At 64.1% G+C, this 18,190-nt stretch carries 9 protein-coding genes and 1 other RNA gene; 6 read left to right on the top strand and 4 right to left on the bottom strand.

What is annotated here, in order from left to right; translation table 11 throughout:
- Window positions 1-6 precede the first annotated feature (6 nt).
- Window positions 7-2,478 carry a sulfotransferase domain-containing protein gene (locus ACWCOP_RS13705; protein WP_478248851.1) on the bottom strand — a complete coding sequence of 824 codons (2,472 nt, stop codon included), beginning with the start codon at window positions 2,476-2,478 and terminating at the stop codon, window positions 7-9.
- 102 nt (window positions 2,479-2,580) lie between these two features.
- Complete coding sequence (locus tag ACWCOP_RS13700) at window positions 2,581-4,032, bottom strand: glycosyltransferase (RefSeq protein WP_478248850.1); 1,452 nt, start codon at window positions 4,030-4,032, stop codon at window positions 2,581-2,583.
- A gap of 163 nt (window positions 4,033-4,195) precedes the next feature.
- On the opposite strand from ACWCOP_RS13700, the gene ACWCOP_RS13695 reads away from it, so the two are divergent.
- Window positions 4,196-4,897 carry an FkbM family methyltransferase gene (locus ACWCOP_RS13695; RefSeq protein ID WP_478248849.1) on the top strand — a complete coding sequence of 234 codons (702 nt, stop codon included), beginning with the start codon at window positions 4,196-4,198 and terminating at the stop codon, window positions 4,895-4,897.
- A gap of 177 nt (window positions 4,898-5,074) precedes the next feature.
- Here the strand turns inward: ACWCOP_RS13695 and ACWCOP_RS13690 are convergent, their stop codons facing one another.
- Both ACWCOP_RS13690 and glmM read right to left on the bottom strand, forming a co-directional pair.
- Window positions 5,075-5,632 (bottom strand): NUDIX hydrolase, encoded by a 558-nt coding sequence (locus ACWCOP_RS13690; protein WP_478248848.1) that lies wholly within the window; start codon window positions 5,630-5,632, stop codon window positions 5,075-5,077.
- On the bottom strand, window positions 5,629-6,978 hold the full coding sequence (glmM, locus tag ACWCOP_RS13685) for a phosphoglucosamine mutase (RefSeq protein WP_478248847.1): 1,350 nt from the start codon (window positions 6,976-6,978) through the stop codon (window positions 5,629-5,631). Before glmM ends, ACWCOP_RS13690 begins: the two co-directional genes overlap by 4 nt.
- Before the next feature lie 190 nt (window positions 6,979-7,168).
- On the opposite strand from glmM, the gene ACWCOP_RS13680 reads away from it, so the two are divergent.
- The 5 genes from ACWCOP_RS13680 (at window position 7,169) to ACWCOP_RS13660 (ending at window position 18,162) form a co-directional block, all read left to right on the top strand.
- Complete coding sequence (locus ACWCOP_RS13680) at window positions 7,169-7,492, top strand: DUF4164 family protein (protein ID WP_478248846.1); 324 nt, start codon at window positions 7,169-7,171, stop codon at window positions 7,490-7,492.
- A complete protein-coding gene (locus ACWCOP_RS13675) occupies window positions 7,489-7,911 on the top strand; it encodes a cell division protein ZapA (RefSeq protein ID WP_478248845.1) in 423 nt (140 codons plus the stop codon). Before ACWCOP_RS13680 ends, ACWCOP_RS13675 begins: the two co-directional genes overlap by 4 nt.
- A gap of 34 nt (window positions 7,912-7,945) precedes the next feature.
- A non-coding RNA gene (ssrS, locus tag ACWCOP_RS13670) (6S RNA) lies at window positions 7,946-8,105 on the top strand.
- A gap of 101 nt (window positions 8,106-8,206) precedes the next feature.
- A complete protein-coding gene (locus ACWCOP_RS13665; RefSeq protein ID WP_478248844.1) occupies window positions 8,207-8,779 on the top strand; it encodes a 5-formyltetrahydrofolate cyclo-ligase in 573 nt (190 codons plus the stop codon).
- A gap of 155 nt (window positions 8,780-8,934) precedes the next feature.
- Window positions 8,935-18,162 (top strand): Ig-like domain-containing protein, encoded by a 9,228-nt coding sequence (locus ACWCOP_RS13660; protein WP_478248843.1) that lies wholly within the window; start codon window positions 8,935-8,937, stop codon window positions 18,160-18,162.
- The last annotated feature ends 28 nt before the right edge of the window (window positions 18,163-18,190 follow it).

The raw sequence follows: 18,190 nt of genomic DNA, 5'->3' as shown, positions 1-18,190 counted from the left end.
AGCACTTCAGGTTCGCACTGGCAATCCTTTAGTGTCGTGGTCAGGGCCGCCGACCCCGTCGCCAGTCCCCGACAGCGGGCTTGCGCTTGCCTGCAATCTTGCCCGCAGCTCCGTTTCGCTCGCCCTGGCGGCGTCCAGACGCTCGCGCAATGCGCTATTTTCACGGATCTGCGCCTCAAGGGCGGCGCGTGCGGACTGGACCGCGGTTTTCAACGCTGCAGCGGGCGATCCGCCTGAGATATCAAGATCCAGCTTGGTCGCGACACTTTCCAGCTCGCGCCTGACCTTCAGGCCAGCTTGCGCTTGCGAGAGCGCCTCGGTCGTTGACTGGAGCCGTTGTTGGGTGGCGCCGAGCTTCTCGATCAAGGTTCGGGCCTCGGCCGCTTTCTTTTCCACGAGGCTGACGAGCTGTGCGCGCGAGGCGTTTGACGATTGCGCCAGTTCAGCCAGCCGTAGCGCCAGGGTTTGACGCTGGCCCTCTAAGGTCTCAAGCCTCTGCCTGAGCGCCTTGTTGTCATCGCTTTGTTGCGCGGCCCGCGCGCTGGCAGCTTCACTATCAGCCTCGGCTTTTTTCAGGAGGGCTTTGAAGGCGTCGACTCTCGCACCGCTGCGCTCGCCCGCGTCCTTGAAGGCCTCCAGAAGGTTGCGGCGTTCTTTTTCGGTCCTGGCCAGGCGCTCCTTCAGGTCTTCAATGGTGGCGTTGCGCTGTTCGACCCGTTGGTTGATGTCGTTGTTTTCGCTTTTCGCGGCCTGCAGCATGGCTTCCAGCGCTTTGGCTTGCGCACCGCTGCGCTCACCAGCTTCCTTGAGGGCATCCAGAAGGTTGCGGCGTTCTTTTTCGGTCTTGGCCAGGCGCTCCTTCAGGTCTTCAATGGTTGCGTTGCGCTGCTCGACCCGGTCGCTGATGCTCTTGTTTTCTTTTTTCGCGGCTTGGAGCAGCGCCTCAAACGCCTTTGTCTGCGCCGCACTGCGCTCCGCGGACTCGGCGAGCGATGTCTCAAGCGCGGCCACCTGGCCATCGCGCTCGCTCAGCCGCCTCAAAAGCTCCTGCCTCGCCGCCTCGGCCTCTGTCTGGAGCAAACGTAACTGGTCTTCGAGTTTCACTTTCGCGGCTTCGAGCGTTTCGCCGCGTTTCATCCAATCAGCGAGCAGTATCTTGGCGTTGGCGAGTTCCGCGCGCAGGCGATCGACTTCCTGCTTGAGCGCAGGCAGCGGGCGGTCCGCGTCGAGGTCAAGCTTTTGCGCAAGAGAGGCGAGCTCGCCCTCCACCTTGGCGATCTGACTGACTTTAATGAACTCGGCGCGTAGCGCGTTAGTCGCCTCGGCGCGCTTGGTGAATTCCAGCTCGAGTGCTTTGTATTCATCCGCTGCGGTGTTCAGCCGGGCCAGCGCACCCTCAAGGCGACGCTCGGCGGTTTTTGATCGCGCTTCAAGCGCGGATATGCGCCGTGAGACGGTCTTGGCCAAGGGTTCACTCAGGTCGTCGCGCTCGCTGCGAACGGTCGCAGCTACGGCTTGTAGCTGGCTTTCAAACGCTTCGGTATCAGCCTTGGCGGCCTTGTGGCGCTCGTCGATGAGCGCGTATCGTTCATCGACGTTGAACGTATACGTTTCAAGTCTCTCAAGGCGCCAAACCCGCCAGCGCGAAAGCAGTTGTCCGGCGTGCGCATTAAACGCCTCGGCCACTTTGGGACTGAAATGGTCCCGCCACGCGCCGGTTCGGCCCTTGTAGAAGGTCCCCGCTCGACGGTTAAAAGCGGCGCGGGCGGCGTAGGCGACCCGTTCCGGGTCCGCTTCGACTCCTAAATGATCGCAGATTTCCTCAAAGGTACGGCGCTGGCGCTCGGCGGTGCCACCGCCCTCAGGGCCCACAAGGTCTTCAAAGCAGACGGTCAGCACGCCCGGCTGTCCAATCCAGCCAAGGAAGCCGTCGACATAATCGGCGAAGGCGATCAGGTCGCCATGCCCTTCCAGAAGCGAAATCAACGCATCCTCGTCGTCCAGCTCCGCAAGGCGCTTCGCCAGATGTTCAGGCTTTGACTGACTGCGGGCGTAGTTGAGCATGCTCACGAGTACGTCGCGCGGATCGCGCCACACGAAGATCGAGCGGCGTTCTGCGTCCCTCAGCGCGTCGGCGACCGGGGCTAAAAATGGCAGATGCTTCTGCGCGATCTGACGAGCGCGCAGCGCTCCGATTGCGGCTACAGCCTCTTTCGCCGGTGAAAAGTCAGCCGGGGAGGGCGCGATGGCGCGATCAAGGCTGAATACAATAACACCATCGTGATCCGCGTAAACGAGATCATGAACCGATGCGTTGAATGACTCGTCCATGCTGACGCGCTCAAACCCAAGCGCCGAGAAAAAAGTATAGATTAAATTCTTGCCACTCTTGGGAAGTGAATTAAAAAATACACCTTTTTCTCTGGAATTTTCTTGAGGCGCTTCCTTAGCGCTTTTCACAACATTCGATCGGGGCATATGTGTCCTTCGAAACACGAGCTATTACGACTGTTGGCAACAGATTTTCGCCTACAAGGCGAAAAATGCACATTTGCCCCCGGTATGCTCCTGCTGTTCTGTTTACTTTTTCTTGTTTGGCTCATTTCGGCTTTCAGTCGTGCGGACTGTCGCAGACGCTTTGCGCGTGCTGCGCTTGGCCGCAGGGGTGGCGCCAGGCAGTGGCGCTGCCGCACCACGCGTCGCCTCTGTGTTCTGCGAGGCGCTTAAATGGCGGCCGCCAGATCCTTGCGCCGGCGACGGCGGGGCGTCTCCGGCCGTCCGCGCTGTTTTTTTGCGGCGATTTGGCGCAGCACCGCCTGTCTTGGCTGCTGGTTTGGCCTTTCTTGCCGGTTTGGCGCCGCCTGATGGCGATGCGGCGGCTTTCGCAGAGCCGGCACTGTTCGCAGTCGCGCCTCCCCGGGGTGCGGCAGGCTTCCTGGTCCGCTTGGCCTTCGCCGGCGCCCGCCGCGAGGTTTCGGCCTCCGCCGCTTGGTCAAGAGTGCGTTGCTCCGCCTCGCGCAATGGCCGCCACAGTGCTTCGATACTGTCGCCGGGCTCCAGGTCAAGAGTAAGCTTGCCCATCTTTCGAACGGGTTCGCCACTGACGAGCTCCGGCCACAGCCGACGCATCTGCTCGCGATCATAGTCCATCACCGCGTTATTCGACTCGCGCAGCGATTCGGCGATCCCGACATAGTGCTCGCAGATGGAGTCTCGTGAATCGAGGATCGCGTATCCGGCCCTCCAAAGTCTGAGCGATAGATCCGTATCAGCTTTGTAGAAGACATAGTCGTCCTCGTTCGCGAACCCGACCGCCTCAAGCGCCCGTTTTGAGTAGACACCATGATTGACCATCAGGTTCCCGCCGAGGGTGCGCTGCACATAATACTGCGTTTCTTCAGGCCAGTTCCGGAAATAGAACGCGCATCCGCCCACGGAAAGGCCGACGCTGCGCGCCTGCTCCATTCGGGCCAGACCCGCCTTGATCGCGCCTGGAAGAAGCCGGCAATCGTCGGAAATCATGACCACGTTCTCGGCCGCCGCGGCTTTGAAAGCGATGTTCATGAATCCGCCCCATGAGCGGCGCCGCATTTTCAGATCGCCCGCCTCAAAGCGGTTATTTTGAACCACCGTTATGATATCGGGCTGCGAGACCAGCCATTCCAGCGCTCCATCCTTGGAGCCGCCGTCGATGACGATTATCTCGCCATCCAGCGTCTCCAGCTCCTGCCTGACTGAATCGATCGCGATCTTGAGTAACTCGACCCGGTCGAGACTGCCCAAAACGACACTGACATCCGGCCGCCGGCACAAGGAGGGGTGGCGCGGCTCGAGGTCGGGCGAGTCGGCGCCGACGGGCCGGACTGGTTCGACGTCCAGATCGCTCAAGAACGCCTTCGCCGCGCCGGCTTGAAATGCGGCGCGCCTTTCCAGCGCGACATCAAGCGACCGCTCACCCTGGGGGGCGGCCGTATCGCCTTTGTTTTCCGCGCCGCCAAAGGCGAGTCTGACTCGACGCATGAAGTCGCGCATTGTTTTCACCCACCCAGCCCGTATTCCACGATCAAATCCGGTACGCCCCGCGTACATCCTAACGAAATCGTTTTCTGACCTTCAGCGCAAGAGCGCGGCTCTTGCGGGCGAAGACAGGGCGCAGTAGAGGACCCGGACGGTTTTGAAAACAGTGGGGGACGAAATGTCGGGAAAATCCAATGTCGGCGAAGCGCTCCAGCGTATGGGCAAGCGCAAGCTTGGAATTCGGTCCTTCATCAATCTCGGATCGGGCGCCGGAGACGATATCGGGTTTTACCGGTCGGTCTGGCCGGACATGAGCGCCCTGATGGTTGAGATGGACACGCGCTTCGTTCCTGGTTTCAAAAAACTTGCGAAGAAGCACGCGGATTTTCACTGGGCGACCTGCGCGGTGGGCCCGCGCGACGGCGTCGGATATTTCGACAAGTCCAATGATGTCGGCGGCGTGTTGCGCATCACCGACAGCGAGGACTCCGTGCCGGAGGGGTCCAACCCTGTCCGGGTTGCAAAGCTCGACACGCTTGTCGATGAGTACGGACTGCAAGGGCCGCACTTCATCAAATTCGACACCCACGGTGTCGAGCGCGAGATTCTCAGCGGCGCCGAGAAAACGCTGCGCAACACCGGCATGATCATCATGGAAGCCTATAACTTCCGTTTGAATTTCACCGGCGGTAAGAACCTGACCTTTGACGAAATGGTCGGCTATATGCGTGAACGCGGCTTCCGGCTCATTGATTTGATTGATCCGCTCTACCGCCCCAAGGATCATGCGCTCTGGCAGGTCCATCTGGCGTTCATCCGTGACGACCATCCGCTCTGGAAAAGCAATTCCTATAGCGGCGGCGATCCGGAATTTGGTTGATCCGGCGGGGTCGGCCTAGCCCGAGGCATATTTCGGCGCGCTAGCCCCGCTTGTCTCATTTCAATTGCTTGGCGCGCCATGCGCGATCACACGGTCCCTGAAGCGACGAGGGTTGCAAGCATACTCCAGCAACAGGGTCAGGCTGACGTGAGATCGCCGTCATGGAGTTTTCCAGGGTCAGGTGCATGAAGACCCCAGGTTGGCGCAAAGCGCGTCATGGACTGTGACGATCTGGCCGTCATTGAGGGCGCGGGTGATCATTTCGGTGCTGACAAGTCTGACGCTTGCCCGCTCGACATCCTGCGCCCCGCGTTCGCCGCAGCGCACCGCGCCGCGGGCGAGATAGAAATTTCCCCAGCCGATATGAAAGTTCGAGTGCATTGAAAAGCGGCCCAGCGGTTCGACCCTCTCGGCGGTCCAGCCTGTTTCTTCGCGCAGTTCGCGCAGCCCTGCTTCCCCGGGCTCTTCGCCGGGCTCCACATGTCCGCCGGGAAAGCTCAACGCGAACCGCCGGGGGCCTTGACGCCACTGCCGCAACATGACGATCCGGCCGTCCGTCGCTTCTGCGTACACGAGCACGAAGTCCTTCGCCTCGACCCGGTAAAAGTCGTCGATCTCAACGCCTGACCCGGTCCGGACCTGCTCCTTGCGCACCTGAATCCAGGGCGAGGCGTCCAGCACGAGCTTGCTCGACCGGGTCGTCCACGGGGCTTCCGGTTCGTCTTGATTGCTCATTTGCCGGTGTCCGCGATCGCCTTGCAGATGCGATCAATCAGCGGTTTGACGAGCCGGGCTTCACCCTCGGCCATCACCCGGATGACCGGTTCGGTGCCCGATTTGCGCACCAGGAGCCGTCCTTTGCCCTTGAGGGCGTCTTCCGCCTCGGCGATCGCCGCCTTGACCGTCTCCGATTCCAGTGGAGCCGAGCCGCGCTCATAGCGGACGTTTTTGAGCACTTGCGGCGCCGGCGCAAACACCGACAGAAGCTTGCTGGCCGGCTGGTCGGACTCCACCAGCAGCGCCAGCACCTGCAGCGCCGCGATCAGCGCATCCCCGGTGGTGGCGAAATCCGACAGCACGATATGGCCGGACTGCTCGCCGCCCACATTGGCGATCCCGGCGCGCATGGCCTCGACCACGTAGCGGTCGCCCACTTGCGTACGCTCCATTTTGATGCCGGCTTTGGCCAGGGTCTGCTCCAGGCCCATATTGCTCATCACGGTGGTGACGATGCTGTCGCCGACGAGCTTCCCGGCGGCTTTCCAGGATAAAGCGATCAGCCCGATGAGCTGGTCGCCGTCCACGATGCGCCCGGTTTCATCGCACAGGATCACCCGGTCGGCGTCGCCATCCAGAGCGATCCCCAGATCGGCGCGGTATTTCAGGACGTGATCGGCCATGCCCTGGGGCGAGACCGCGCCGCAATCTTCATTGATGTTGTAGCCGTTGGGCTGGTCGTTGATGGGGATCACGTCCGCGCCCAGCTCCCACAGCACGCGCGGGGCGACCTTGTAGGCGGCCCCGTTTGCGCAATCGACCACAATGCGAAGCCCGGAAAGGCGCATCTGGCGCGGGAAGGTGGCCTTGACGATCTCCACATAGCGCGCCTGGGCGTCGTCCACGCGCTTGGCGCGGCCCAGCGCAGCCGGCGCGGCCAGGGCTTGCGAGGAGTCGGCGTCCATCAAGGCCTCGATCTCCAGCTCGGCTTCATCGTTGAGCTTGAAGCCGTCGGGACCGAACAGCTTGATGCCGTTATCCTCATAAGGATTGTGCGAAGCGGTGATCATCACGCCCAGATCGGCTCGCAGCGAGCGCGTCAGCGTGGCCACCGCCGGGGTAGGCACCGGGCCGAACAGATTGACGTCCATGCCCGCGCTGGTGAAGCCGGCGGTGAGGGCGTTCTCGATCATGTAGCCGGACAGGCGGGTGTCCTTGCCGATCACGACGGTGTGGCGGCGCTCGCCGCCATTGCGAAAATAGCAGGCCGCCGCCATGCCCAGCCGAAGCACGATCTCGGGCGTCATCGGCTCGCTATTGGTCGTCCCGCGAATGCCGTCCGTGCCGAAATATCGCTTGTGCATGCCGCCGTCCGTTTTTCTTCGTATTGATCCGTTCGCCAAATCGCGACCCTACAAGACCGATCCTTAGGACGGCTTAACGCTGTCGCCAAGCGGTTGGGCCAAGAGCGCCGGCTGTAAAATCCGGCCCCGCAGCGGGTTCGCCCTGCCGCATCACTTGAACTTTGCGGCGTAAAGGCGGAATTTAGGGACGATGACCGGTTCCGCCTCCGCCCCGAACGAAGATCTGCTGGCCTCCGCATCGGCGCGCCTTGAACGGGCATGCGCGCGCGTCGGCGCGCGACTCAATGAGCTGGAGCGCCGGTGCGCCGCCGCCGAGGGCGAGGCCGCCGCGTCGCGCGACAGCGATGCGGACCGGTCGCGTCTGGCTGAAGCGCTGGATGCGGCGCGGGGCCGCGAGGAGGAGCTGACCGCCGCCGCCCGCGAGGCCGACGCCGCACTGGAGGCCGCCATGGCCGAGCTGGCCGCGGTGCTGGGCGATCCAGGCGATCTGGATGATCCGAGGGGCGCTTCGTGAGCAAGGTGACGATTTCCCTGAACGGGCGCGCCTTTACGATCGGGTGCGAGGAGGGCCAGCAGGCCTATCTTCGCGATCTCGCCGGTCATCTGGACGGCCATGTGCGCGATCTCGCCGACAAGGTGGGTCAGATCGGCGATGTGCGCCTTCTGCTCATGGCCTCGCTCATCGTCTCCGATGAAATGCGCGAAGCCCAGGGCCGGGCGGAGTCCATGAAGGAGGAGATGACCGAGCTGAAGGGCCGGCTCTCCCAGGCCGAAGCGCGCGTCCGCGCCGAACGCGCCCGCGCCGCCGAGGCGGTGAGCCGGGCGGCCGAACACCTTGAAGCGCTGGCGGGGGCTTGCGAATCCGATTCCGGCGACGATCCTGATGACGACCCGGACGAGGATGCGCAGGGCGCAAGTGGAGAAACCCCTTGAGCGCGGAGCGCGCCGACCCCACATTCGTCAATGGCGGGCTCTGGAGCGTTCGACAGGCCATAACATCCCGAGGACCTTACATCTCTGAGAGGGAGCTACCTCTGTCCCTGGCCGTGGCCTTGGACACGCGGCGCCCACCTGGTTTACCGGGTCATCAGGGTTGGAAAATGGTCACCGGCGCATTTGGACCCGCTGCTTTTCTTTTTTGGAGATCCTCGCTTTCGCTGCGGGCGGGCGGTCGCCCTTGCGGGCCCGCAGGGCCCGGGGGGGCGATCCAGCGTCTCGGATTTGCGCCATGCTGATGGGTTGGCGGAAGAAGCGCGCCCGCGCCGGGGCGGCCCGCAGGCGCGCCGCAGCGCATGCGGCCGACCCCCGGGCCGGCGAGCGTCTCGCCGATAATTTTCCCGACGAAATCTGGCCGCCGCTCCACTCCGTCGTGGCGGGCTATCGCGCCATCCGCGACGAGATTGATCCTGCGCGGCTTCTGGAGACATTCTATTGCGAGCAGGTGCGCATCGGCCTGCCCTGCGTCACCGGCCCGGACACGCCCCTGGTGTTTCGCAGCTGGACGCCGGGTGATTCGCTGGTCAGGGGCGCGTTCGGCGTGGAGGAGCCCTCCTCCACTCACCCGGAAGTGCGCCCCGTCCTTGTGCTCGTGCCTCTGCTGGCCTTCGACCCGGCGGGCCGCCGCCTTGGCTATGGCGGCGGGTATTACGACCGCACATTGCAGCGACTGCGTGAATCCGGGCCGGTGATTGCGGTGGGCCTCGCCTATGAGGCGCAGCTCCTATCGCGTGTACCGACCGAGACACATGATGCGCCGCTGGACTGGGTTCTCACTGAAGTCCGGGCCCGAAAAATCGCCTGACAGGCAAGGGGTCGCGCGAAATTCAGTTGATGGCAAATAGACTTATTACTCAAATTTCGCTGTTTTGCGTTCCCGCAAAGCCCGCATAGGTGTAGGGTCGCCACCAGATTTATGGCGTCCGCATTGTTCGCGGGCGCCAAAGGGGGGCGACGCACATGTTTACGCACACTTTCAGAGCCATTGTGTTCGCCGCCGCGATTGGATGTTTCGCCTTCGGCCACAGCGCGGCGCAGGCTCAGAGCGTCGGCACCACCGCGGTTTTTGACGCCACCCCGGTAGTCAGTGCAGCCGGCGTTGTGGAGCCCGGCGATCAGATCCAGATCGAAATTCCCATATCGTCACCGGCCACGTTCACCGGAACCAGCGGCTCGATCGCCACATATTCCGGTAACACCCTGTCCAACATGTCGCTCAGCATCAGCCTGACCGGGCTGGGAAGCGGCGGCCAGGTGGTCACGTTCTCTGGCGGGAGCGGCGCAAGCTCGTTTATTGCCATCTCCGACCCGAACTGCAACGGGTCCGGACCCGGCGTCGGCGCCGCCACGGCGAACTGGTCCGGGATGTCGCTGGGGCCCTACCCCTCATTTTCACCTAACCTGTCCTGCACCGTTGCAGTGACCGTGCAGCTTCCCGCCGACATTCCTGCCGGTGTCTACACGATCAGCCCCGGCAATCTCACGGGGTTTGCGCAGCCGGTCACCTTCGAGAACGGAGGCGCAAGCGCAAACCAGCAAAACGTCGGCGCGCCGACAGCGTTTTCCCTGAGCGTGCCGTCAGTCGATCTGACCGTGGTGGCCGACACTGCGCCGCCGGTCGCCACGATTACCCCCAGCGAGACCCTTGTCAGCGTCGGCGAGGTGTTTTCAGCCGGCGTGTCATTCAATGAAACCGTCACCGGTTTCGATGTCGGTGATGTGAATGCGCCCAACGGCACGGTCTCGAACTTCACCACGGTCACTGACGAAACCGGGGCCATCAGGGGCGGCAATTTCGACGTCACCGCCACCACGGCCGGCACGATCGCATTGTCTGTCAATGCGGGCGGCGTGCAGGATCTGGCGGGCAACGCCAACACCGCAGGAACCCCGGTCAATGTCACCGTGCTCGACGGTCAGGCTGAGTTCTCCATGGCGATCACCGGTCCCGCGCCGGCGCCGGGCGACACGGCGACGCTGCAGTTCACCATTGCGAACACCAGTCCGACGACGGCCGTGTCGGGCGCGTCGTTCTCGCTTAATCTGACCGGCGCTCTCTCCACGCTGGCCGCGCAGGCGCCGCTGCCCACCGACCCCTGCGGTACGGGCTCCAGCATCACCGGGACGACCTCCCTCAATTTCTCTGGCGGAAACCTCATCGCCAATGGCAGCTGCACCTTTTCCGTCACTGTGCTGGTTCCGGGCGGCGCGACGCCGAACAGCTATAATCTTGCGACAACCGCTCTAAACTATACGCTCGGCTCCACGGGCCGTAGCGGCGATCGGGCGTTGGCCACGCTGACCGTCGCCGGCGCGGAAGGCGCGGGCGCGCCGCTGCAGTTCACGAAATCTTTCCTCAACGACCCGGTTGTCGCCGGCTCCACGACGACGCTGCAATACACGATCGTACCGGCGGAAGGGACCAGCGCGACCAATCTCGCCTTCACCGACAATCTGGACGCGGCCCTTTCTGGTCTTGTGGCCACGGGTCTGCCCGCCTCCAATGTGTGCGGCGCGGGCTCCACGCTTTCAGGCACGAGCACGATCACGCTGTCGGGCGGCAATATCGCCGACGGGGCGACCTGCACCTTCTCGGTGACTGTGCAAACGCCGGCCGGCGCCGCCGCCGGCGCCTATCCCAGCACCACCAGCAACCTGACCGGTTCCCAGAATGATGGCGGCGGCGCACAGGCGATCGCTTCGGGATTCACCGCTTCCGACAGCCTGACTCTCTTCACCGCCGTCCCGCAGGTCGTGGTCACCGGTCCCGCCGGCCCGGTGGGCGCCGGTGTCGGATTCACCGCCAGTATCGGATTTTCCGAGACCGTCACCGGTTTTGATGCGGGCGACATCACCGTGGTCAATGGCGTGGCGAGCGCGCTGAGCGGCGACGGGCGGGACTTCACCGCCACCATCACGCCCGCGGCGACGGGCGCCGTCACCGTCAGCGTCGGGGCCGGCGTGGCGCAGGACACCGACACGAACGGCAACGCGGCGTCCAACACCTTCACGGTCCAGGCCGTGGCCGCGGCGCCGGAGATCGAGGTTCAGATCGTGGGCGCCTCGCTCCCGATCGGCGACGGCTCAGCAACGGTGTCGACAGCAACCCTCACCGATTTCGGCAATGTGGATGTCTTCGCTGGTTCGGTGACGCGCACGGTTCGTCTGTCCAACACCGGCACCGGGCCGTTATCAATCGCCTCAATCAACGTTACCGACGCCGCCATTACTCCTGGTGGGAGCGGCTTTTCTCAAAATGTCAGCGCATTCCCCTCTGTGATCGCGCCGGGCGCTTCGGCCACCTTCACAATAAACTATAACCCGCCATCACTTGGGTCTGATCAGCGAACCTATATCATCAATAGCGATGACGCTGACGAGGCCGCGTTCGATTTCGTCGTTCGCGGAACCGGCGTGGCCGGGTCCGAGATCGAGGTGCGCGGCAATTCGGTCGTCATCGAGAGCGGGGACGCCTCGGCCAGCGCCGCCGACCACACCGAATTCGCCGATGCGGCCATCGCCGCGACGTCGTCACGGACCTTCACCATCAATAGTCTGGGCGGCGGTGCGCTGACGCTGGGCGCCAACGCGGTGTCGATCACCAATGACAGCGCAGGCGTCTTCTCGGTTTCTGATCAGCCCGCAACCAGTATTGCGTCGTCGGGCACGGACACCTTCACCGTGAACTTCACACCGAATGCGGCCGGAGTGTTCAGCGCGCGGATCTCCATCGCCAACGACGATTCCGATGAAAACCCCTACACTTTCGTAATCCAGGGAAGCGGAACCGGCGCGCCGGAAGTGCAGCTGGAAGGCAATTCCATCGAGATCATCTCCGGCGACTTCACGACATCGTTCGCCGCTGGCACCGGATTCGGGTCAGTCCGGTCAGGGACCACCGCGACGGCGAGCTTCACCATCCGCAATATTGGCGACACCAATCTCACCCTGACTGCGCCATCCGGCGCGCGCGACGTGATCGTTGAACGGATAAGCGGCTCCGGCTTCTTTACTGTCCTCTCTCAGCCTGGCGGCTCGGGCGTTATTGCACCCGGCGGGTCGCAGGCCTTTACGATTCAATTTGCGCCAACGAGTGACGGCTTCCGGGCGGCCGCATTCGCATTTTCCACCTCCGACTCCGATGAGCCGCTCTACCAGTTCGGCGTGAACGGCGCTGGCGTCTCGCCCGAGATCGCCGTTGCGGGTCTGGGCGGCGCCGACATCGCCTATACGGACGCGACGCCGGACGCCGGCGACGGCACGGATTTCGGAGCCACCGGCTTCTCCGCCGGCGCGCCGATCACGCGTACTTTCACCATTTCCAACCCCGGCACGGGAGTTCTGACTCTGGGTGCCAACGCGGTGTCGCTCTCCGGCGCCGGGGTGGGGGACTGGACAGTCACCACCCAGCCCGCCGCCACTGTTGCAGCGAACGGCGGAACGACGACGTTCGAGATCAGCTTTGATCCCACCCAGCAGCTCGTGCGAACGGCGACGGTCTCCATCGCCAATGACGACGGGGACGAGGCGCCCTTCACCTTCGCCATCCAGGGAACCGGCGCGGACGACGCCGCGCCGGCGGGCTATACCGCCTCTTTCGATCAGGGTGTTGTGAGCGCCGCCAATCAGGGCGCCATCTCCTTCACCTTCGCCGGCGGCGAGCCGGGCGCCGCTTACGCCTATAGCATTTCGTCCAGCGGGGGCGCGGGCGCCGTGACGGGCGGCGGCACGCTGGCCACCGCCACTGACCAGATCACCGGACTTGATCTGTCGTCACTGGCTGACGGCCTGCTGACCCTGTCTGCGACGCTGACCGATAGCGCGACCAATGAAGGCCCCGCCGCCACCGCCACGGCGACCAAGGACACCGGCGCGCCCGGAGTCTCCATCACCACCGCGTCTTCTGGCCGGGTTTCCGGCACGTTCTCTGTAACCGTAACGTTCACCGAGTCCGTCACCGGCTTTCTGGTTGGCGATCTGTTCGTCGTCAACGGCACGGCGTCCAATTTTGCAGGCTCTGGAGCCACATATACCGCCGACATCACGCCGGCGGCTGAGGGAGCGGTCAACCTCCAGGTGGCTCCCGGTGTGGCCAGTGATGCCGCGAGCAATCCCAATACTCAATCTGAACTGATCCGCGTAATAAACGATGCGACTGTCCCAACGGCTGTAATTTCTTCGCAGACAGGAAATAGTCTGGTATCTGGCACCTTCGGGATCAGGGTCACTTTTTCTGAGGCTGTTCAAGGCTTTTCCCTGAGTGACTTCATCGTCACAAACGGCACAACATCGACTTTCAACGCAGACAGTAGCGGTATTCTGTATAGCGCAGAGGTCACTCCGAACGCAGACGGTCCAATTACTGTCAACGTCGCTGCGGGAGCGGCCACCGACCTCGCTGGCAACCCGAATTCCGCCGCCCCCGAGTTCTCGATCATCAGCGACAGCACGCGTCCGGGCCTTTCGATCACCACCGCGTCCAGTGATCCGGTGTCGGGAGCCTTCACTGCGACCTTCACGTTCACCGAATCCGTCACCGGTTTCGCGTTGGACGATATCAACGTGACCAATGGCGCGGCGTCGACCCTGGCCGGTTCAGGCGCAATCTACACCGCCACTATCACCCCGGCCGCCGATGGTGAGGTGGGGGTCGACGTCGCCGCGAACGCCGCCACGGACACGGCCAACAACCCCAATACCGCGGCGACGCAGTTCTCCATAACCCGGGACGCCACGGCGCCGACCATCACGTTTTCGGCCAGCACTAATGCAGGCGCAAGACTCGACCCGACTGTGGTCGCCGGCGGGCAAATCAGGTTGACCGTCACCTTCTCCGAAACCGTCACTGGCTTCACTACCGCCGATCTGAATGTGGTCAATGGCCGTCTGGATGGCTTCTCGGGTTCGGGCGCTGTCTACATTATCGATGTCACCCCGGTGGCCGAAGGGACGCTTCAGGTCGGGATCGGCGCAGGCGCGGCTGTTGACGGAGCGGGCAATGGCAATATCGCCAATCAGTACAGTCTGGCTGTCGACCTCACCGCGCCGACGACCACGATCAGCTCCACGGCGAGCGATCCGGTCTCGGGGGTGTTTCCCATCACGGTGACCTTCTCAGAGCCAGTCTCCGGCTTCACAGCGGCTTCTTTGACTGTCGGCAACGGCTCGGTCTCCAATGTGGCCGGAGGCGGCGCTGCATACACCGCCAACATCACGCCCACGGCCGATGGTGCTGTCACGGTCGACGTTCCCTTCGGCGCCCTGATCGATGAAGCCGGCAACCCCAATGTCGCAGCGCCGCAGTTCTCCATCCAGGCCGACGGCACGGCGCCGACCGTAACCTCTACAGCCCGCGTGACGGCGCCCAACGGCACGACGAGCGCCGACACTCTTGTGGGCTCGGTGACATTCAGCGAACCGGTTCAGAACATTTCGGGCGATGACTTCACAGTGACCGGCCTGACCGGCGCCAGCATCGCCGTTTCGGCTGCGACCGGAACCAGCGTGACTCTGACCGTGTCTGGCGGCGATCTCGCCGGCTTCAACGGCGCCGTCGAAATCCGGCCTGCCACAGGTCAGAACATCACGGATGCCGCCGGGACTCCACTCAATCCGAGCGGACTGGTCAACTTGGGTTGGCTCGTCGACAATACGCCGCCAACGGTCAGCATCCAGGCCGTATCGGCGACCGGTCCGGTGACGGGCCCGTTCGACATCGGGATCGGATTTTCGGAACCGGTCAATGGCGGGCCGAATGTTCTTGTCGCCAGCGAAGTGGTAGTTGGCAACGGAACGCTTTCGAACTTCCAGCCGCAAGCGGGCAACAGCTATACAGCAACGGTTACGCCGACGGCGGAGGGCCCGGTCACGGTCGACATTCCTGCAGGGGTGGCCACGGACTTTGCCGGAAATCTTAACATCGCCGCGCCGCGGTTCTCGATTGCGAATGACGCCACGGCGCCGGGGCTCGCTATCACGACGGCGAGTTCCAATCCGGTCTCTGGAGCCTTCACCGCGACCTTCACCTTCACCGAAGCCGTCACCGGCTTTGCGCTGGGCGACATCGTTGTGGGCAATGGCGCGGCGTCAAATCTCGCCGGCTCGGGCGCGGTCTACACCGCCACCATCACCCCGGCGGCAAACGGCGCGGTGACTGTGGACGTGGCGGCGAACGCCGCCAACGACGCCGCAGGCAACGCCAACACGGCGGCGACGCAGCTCTCCATCACCAATGATGGCACTGCGCCGGGCCTCGCCATCACGACGGCGAGTTCCAATCCGGTCTCTGGAGCCTTCACCGCGACCTTCACCTTCACCGAAGCCGTCACCGGCTTTGCGCTGGGCGACATAACGGTGGGCAATGGCGCGGCGTCCAGTCTCGCCGGCTCGGGTGCGGTCTACACCGCCACAATCACACCGGCCGCCGACGGCGCGGTGACTGTGGACGTGGCGGCCGCTGCGGCCAGCGACGCGGCCGGTAACGCCAGCCTCGCGGCGGCGCAGCTCATCCGTCAGAACGATGGGACGGCGCCAAGCGTGGCGCTCAGCTCCACCGCGGCCGGTCCGGTGTCGGGGGCCTTCACGCTCGCCGTCACCTTCTCAGAGCCCGTCACCGGCCTGGCGCTGGGCGATTTCGCCCTGACCAACGGCACAGGCAGCGAGCTGTCCGGGTCTGGTGCAGCCTATACGCTCACCATCACGCCGGCCGCCGACGGCCCTGTCGTGGTCAATCTTCCGGCGGCCGCAGCATCTGACGCCGCAGGCAACGCCAACACCGCCGCCGAGGCGTTTACGATCCAGAATGACGGATCGGCGCCCCGGGTGACGAGCCTTGTGGCGTCCGACAGCGATCTGCGTCTCGACAATGTCGGCGATGTGTTCACGCTCACCGTCACCTTCTCCGAGCCTCTGAGCGCCGCCGTCGCCGGGACAGTCACCTTTGACGCGGATCTCTCGTCGACCCTGTCGACCACCGTGGGCGCGTTGAACGAGGCGCGAACCGCCTATGTCCTCACCGCGACGGTCCGGGACGGCGGACAGTCTCTTGCGGGCGTGAAGGTGTCTGTCGCCGGCTTCGCCGACGCGGCGGGCAACACCCTGACGCCGTTCGAGCAAAACGGCGCCTTTGCGGTGGACATGCGCCGAGCCGGCCTCACGGTCAGCGTCGCGATCAACGGCTCGATCGACGAAACCTTCGCCTTCACCGGCGGTCTTGGCGCCTTTGACATCACCACCTCCGGCCAGACCGGCCAGGCGAGCTTCAATACGCTGGCGGAAGGAAGCTACGCCTTCGCCATTACCGACGTAGACGGATTCACCCTGGATTCGGTGAGCTGCACCGGGGCCGCCAACCAGACCGACAGCGCTGCGGGCACGGCCAGCGTCACCCTGGCGCCGGGCGACACCGGCGCCTGTGTGTTTGCGGTGGAGGCCGAAGCGGGCGTCGATCCTGATATCCAGGTCTCCGTCCCGATCACCCTGCCGTCCGACTTCACCGACCCGGCGTCAGTCAGCGCGCAATTCCCGCTGACCAATGTGGGCGGCTCGCCGCTGAGCTTCCGTGTCGAGGTGAACGTGGACTGGCTGGACATCACCCCCGCCGAAGGGTCGATCCCGGCCGGCGGCACGGCGGTCTTCACCGTGGCGTTCAACGACAATGTCCTGGCGCTCGACGCCGGCACGTACAACGCCACGATCCAGATCTTCAATCTGTCAGGATCTTCGGCGCCCAGCGGGTCAATCGGGACCCAGGCCGTGCGGACCCAGACGATCGCCATCCCGGTCACCGTGCAGATCGTGGAGCGTCTGGGCTCGCTCACCCTGATCGCCACCACCGCGCCGGACATCGCCGGTGACGGCGATTTCGGCTTCACCTCGGACATCGCGGACGTGGACGGGCGCACGCTCTCCACGGTGAACGGAACCAGCCGGCTGGGTCCGCTTGAGGTGACGCGCGGCCAGTATTCGATCCGCCAGATCGCGCCGGAAGGCTGGCGTCTCCAGTCGATCAGCTGCGCCGGCGACAGCGACGGCGGCTCCAGTTTCGACGTCGCTGGCGCCAGCGTGGCGCTGGATCTTGATCCCAACGAAAACCTGACCTGCACCTTCGCCAATGTGCGCGATGAGGCCTATGTCCAGCGCGTCACCGCCACGGCGATCCGCGACTTCATGGCCCAACGCGCCGATCAGCTGCTGACCATGAGCCCGAGCATCGGCGATCGGCTGCGGCGCGGGCGCGCCCAGGCCGCCAACGGCTTCTCGGCCGACTTCACCGAGGGCAGGTTCGACTCCGCCTTCGCGCTTTCGCTCTCGGGCATGCGCGAAATGGGCCGCGAGGGCGATCCCTTCGCCGACGAGGACGAGCCGGCCTATGCCGGGTTCGACTTCTCCAACGCCGGCGCTCCGGGCGTCATCGATGTCTGGGTGCAGGCGAGCTATTCAGGGGTCGAGGACAACCGGGCGGGCCTGTCATCGTCCAACAGGTTCGGCCTCGTCTATCTGGGCGCCGACTTGATGATCAACGAAGACCTCCTGGCCGGCGTGCTGATCCAGTATGACCGCATGGAGACCACCACCGGCGAGCTGAGGAGCCAGGTCGAGGGCGATGGCTGGATGGCCGGGCCTTACATGGCGATGCGCATTGGCGAGAACCTGTACTTTGACGCCCGCGGGGCCTGGGGCCGGTCGGACAACACGATCAACCCGCTTGGCCTTTATGTGGATGACTTCGAGACCGATCGCTGGCTGCTGGAGGCCAATCTGGCCGGTGAAATCTTCCGCGGAAACTGGCGGATCACCCCGGAAGCCGGGCTCGCCTGGTTCTCCGAAGACAGCGGCGCCTATACCGACAGCCTGGGCTTCGCCATTCCCGGTCAATCGGTGACGCTGGGCCGGCTGCGCTTCGGACCGGAGTTCGCCTATCGCTTCGTGAAGAGCGAGACGGCCTATATCGAGCCGTACATGACGCTACAGGCGATCTATAATTTCGATCAGGCCGAGGTGATCAACGCCACCGGGTTCCTGGAGGGCCTGTCGGAGTTCCGCGCCGACGCCCGCGTCGGTCTGAACGCCGCCTTTGACAATGGCGCCAGACTCTCCGGCGAGATCACACTGAACGGGCTAGGCGACGGCGATTTTGACGCCACCAGCGCCATGATCCGGCTGCGCACTCCTCTGTCCATGCCATAAATCCCGCGGCGCCGGGCGTGCTATGCGC

It is taken from the genome of Apolloniradiicaulis salifontis (assembly GCF_053756655.1).
Note: the sequence above shows the minus strand (reverse complement) of the source record. Positions and strands in the feature narration are given on the sequence as shown.

Bases quoted from the DNA above. Each gene is read 5' to 3' on its own strand.
- ACWCOP_RS13705 (WP_478248851.1), bottom strand. From the start codon at position 2,478: ATGCCCCGATCGAATGTTGTGAAAAGCGCTAAGGAAGCGCCTCAAGAA.
- ACWCOP_RS13700 (WP_478248850.1), bottom strand. From the start codon at position 4,032: ATGCGCGACTTCATGCGTCGAGTCAGACTCGCCTTTGGCGGCGCGGAA.
- ACWCOP_RS13695 (WP_478248849.1), top strand. From the start codon at position 4,196: ATGTCGGGAAAATCCAATGTCGGCGAAGCGCTCCAGCGTATGGGCAAG.
- ACWCOP_RS13690 (WP_478248848.1), bottom strand. From the start codon at position 5,632: ATGAGCAATCAAGACGAACCGGAAGCCCCGTGGACGACCCGGTCGAGC.
- glmM (WP_478248847.1), bottom strand. From the start codon at position 6,978: ATGCACAAGCGATATTTCGGCACGGACGGCATTCGCGGGACGACCAAT.
- ACWCOP_RS13680 (WP_478248846.1), top strand. From the start codon at position 7,169: ATGACCGGTTCCGCCTCCGCCCCGAACGAAGATCTGCTGGCCTCCGCA.
- ACWCOP_RS13665 (WP_478248844.1), top strand. From the start codon at position 8,207: ATGCTGATGGGTTGGCGGAAGAAGCGCGCCCGCGCCGGGGCGGCCCGC.
- ACWCOP_RS13660 (WP_478248843.1), top strand. From the start codon at position 8,935: ATGTTTACGCACACTTTCAGAGCCATTGTGTTCGCCGCCGCGATTGGA.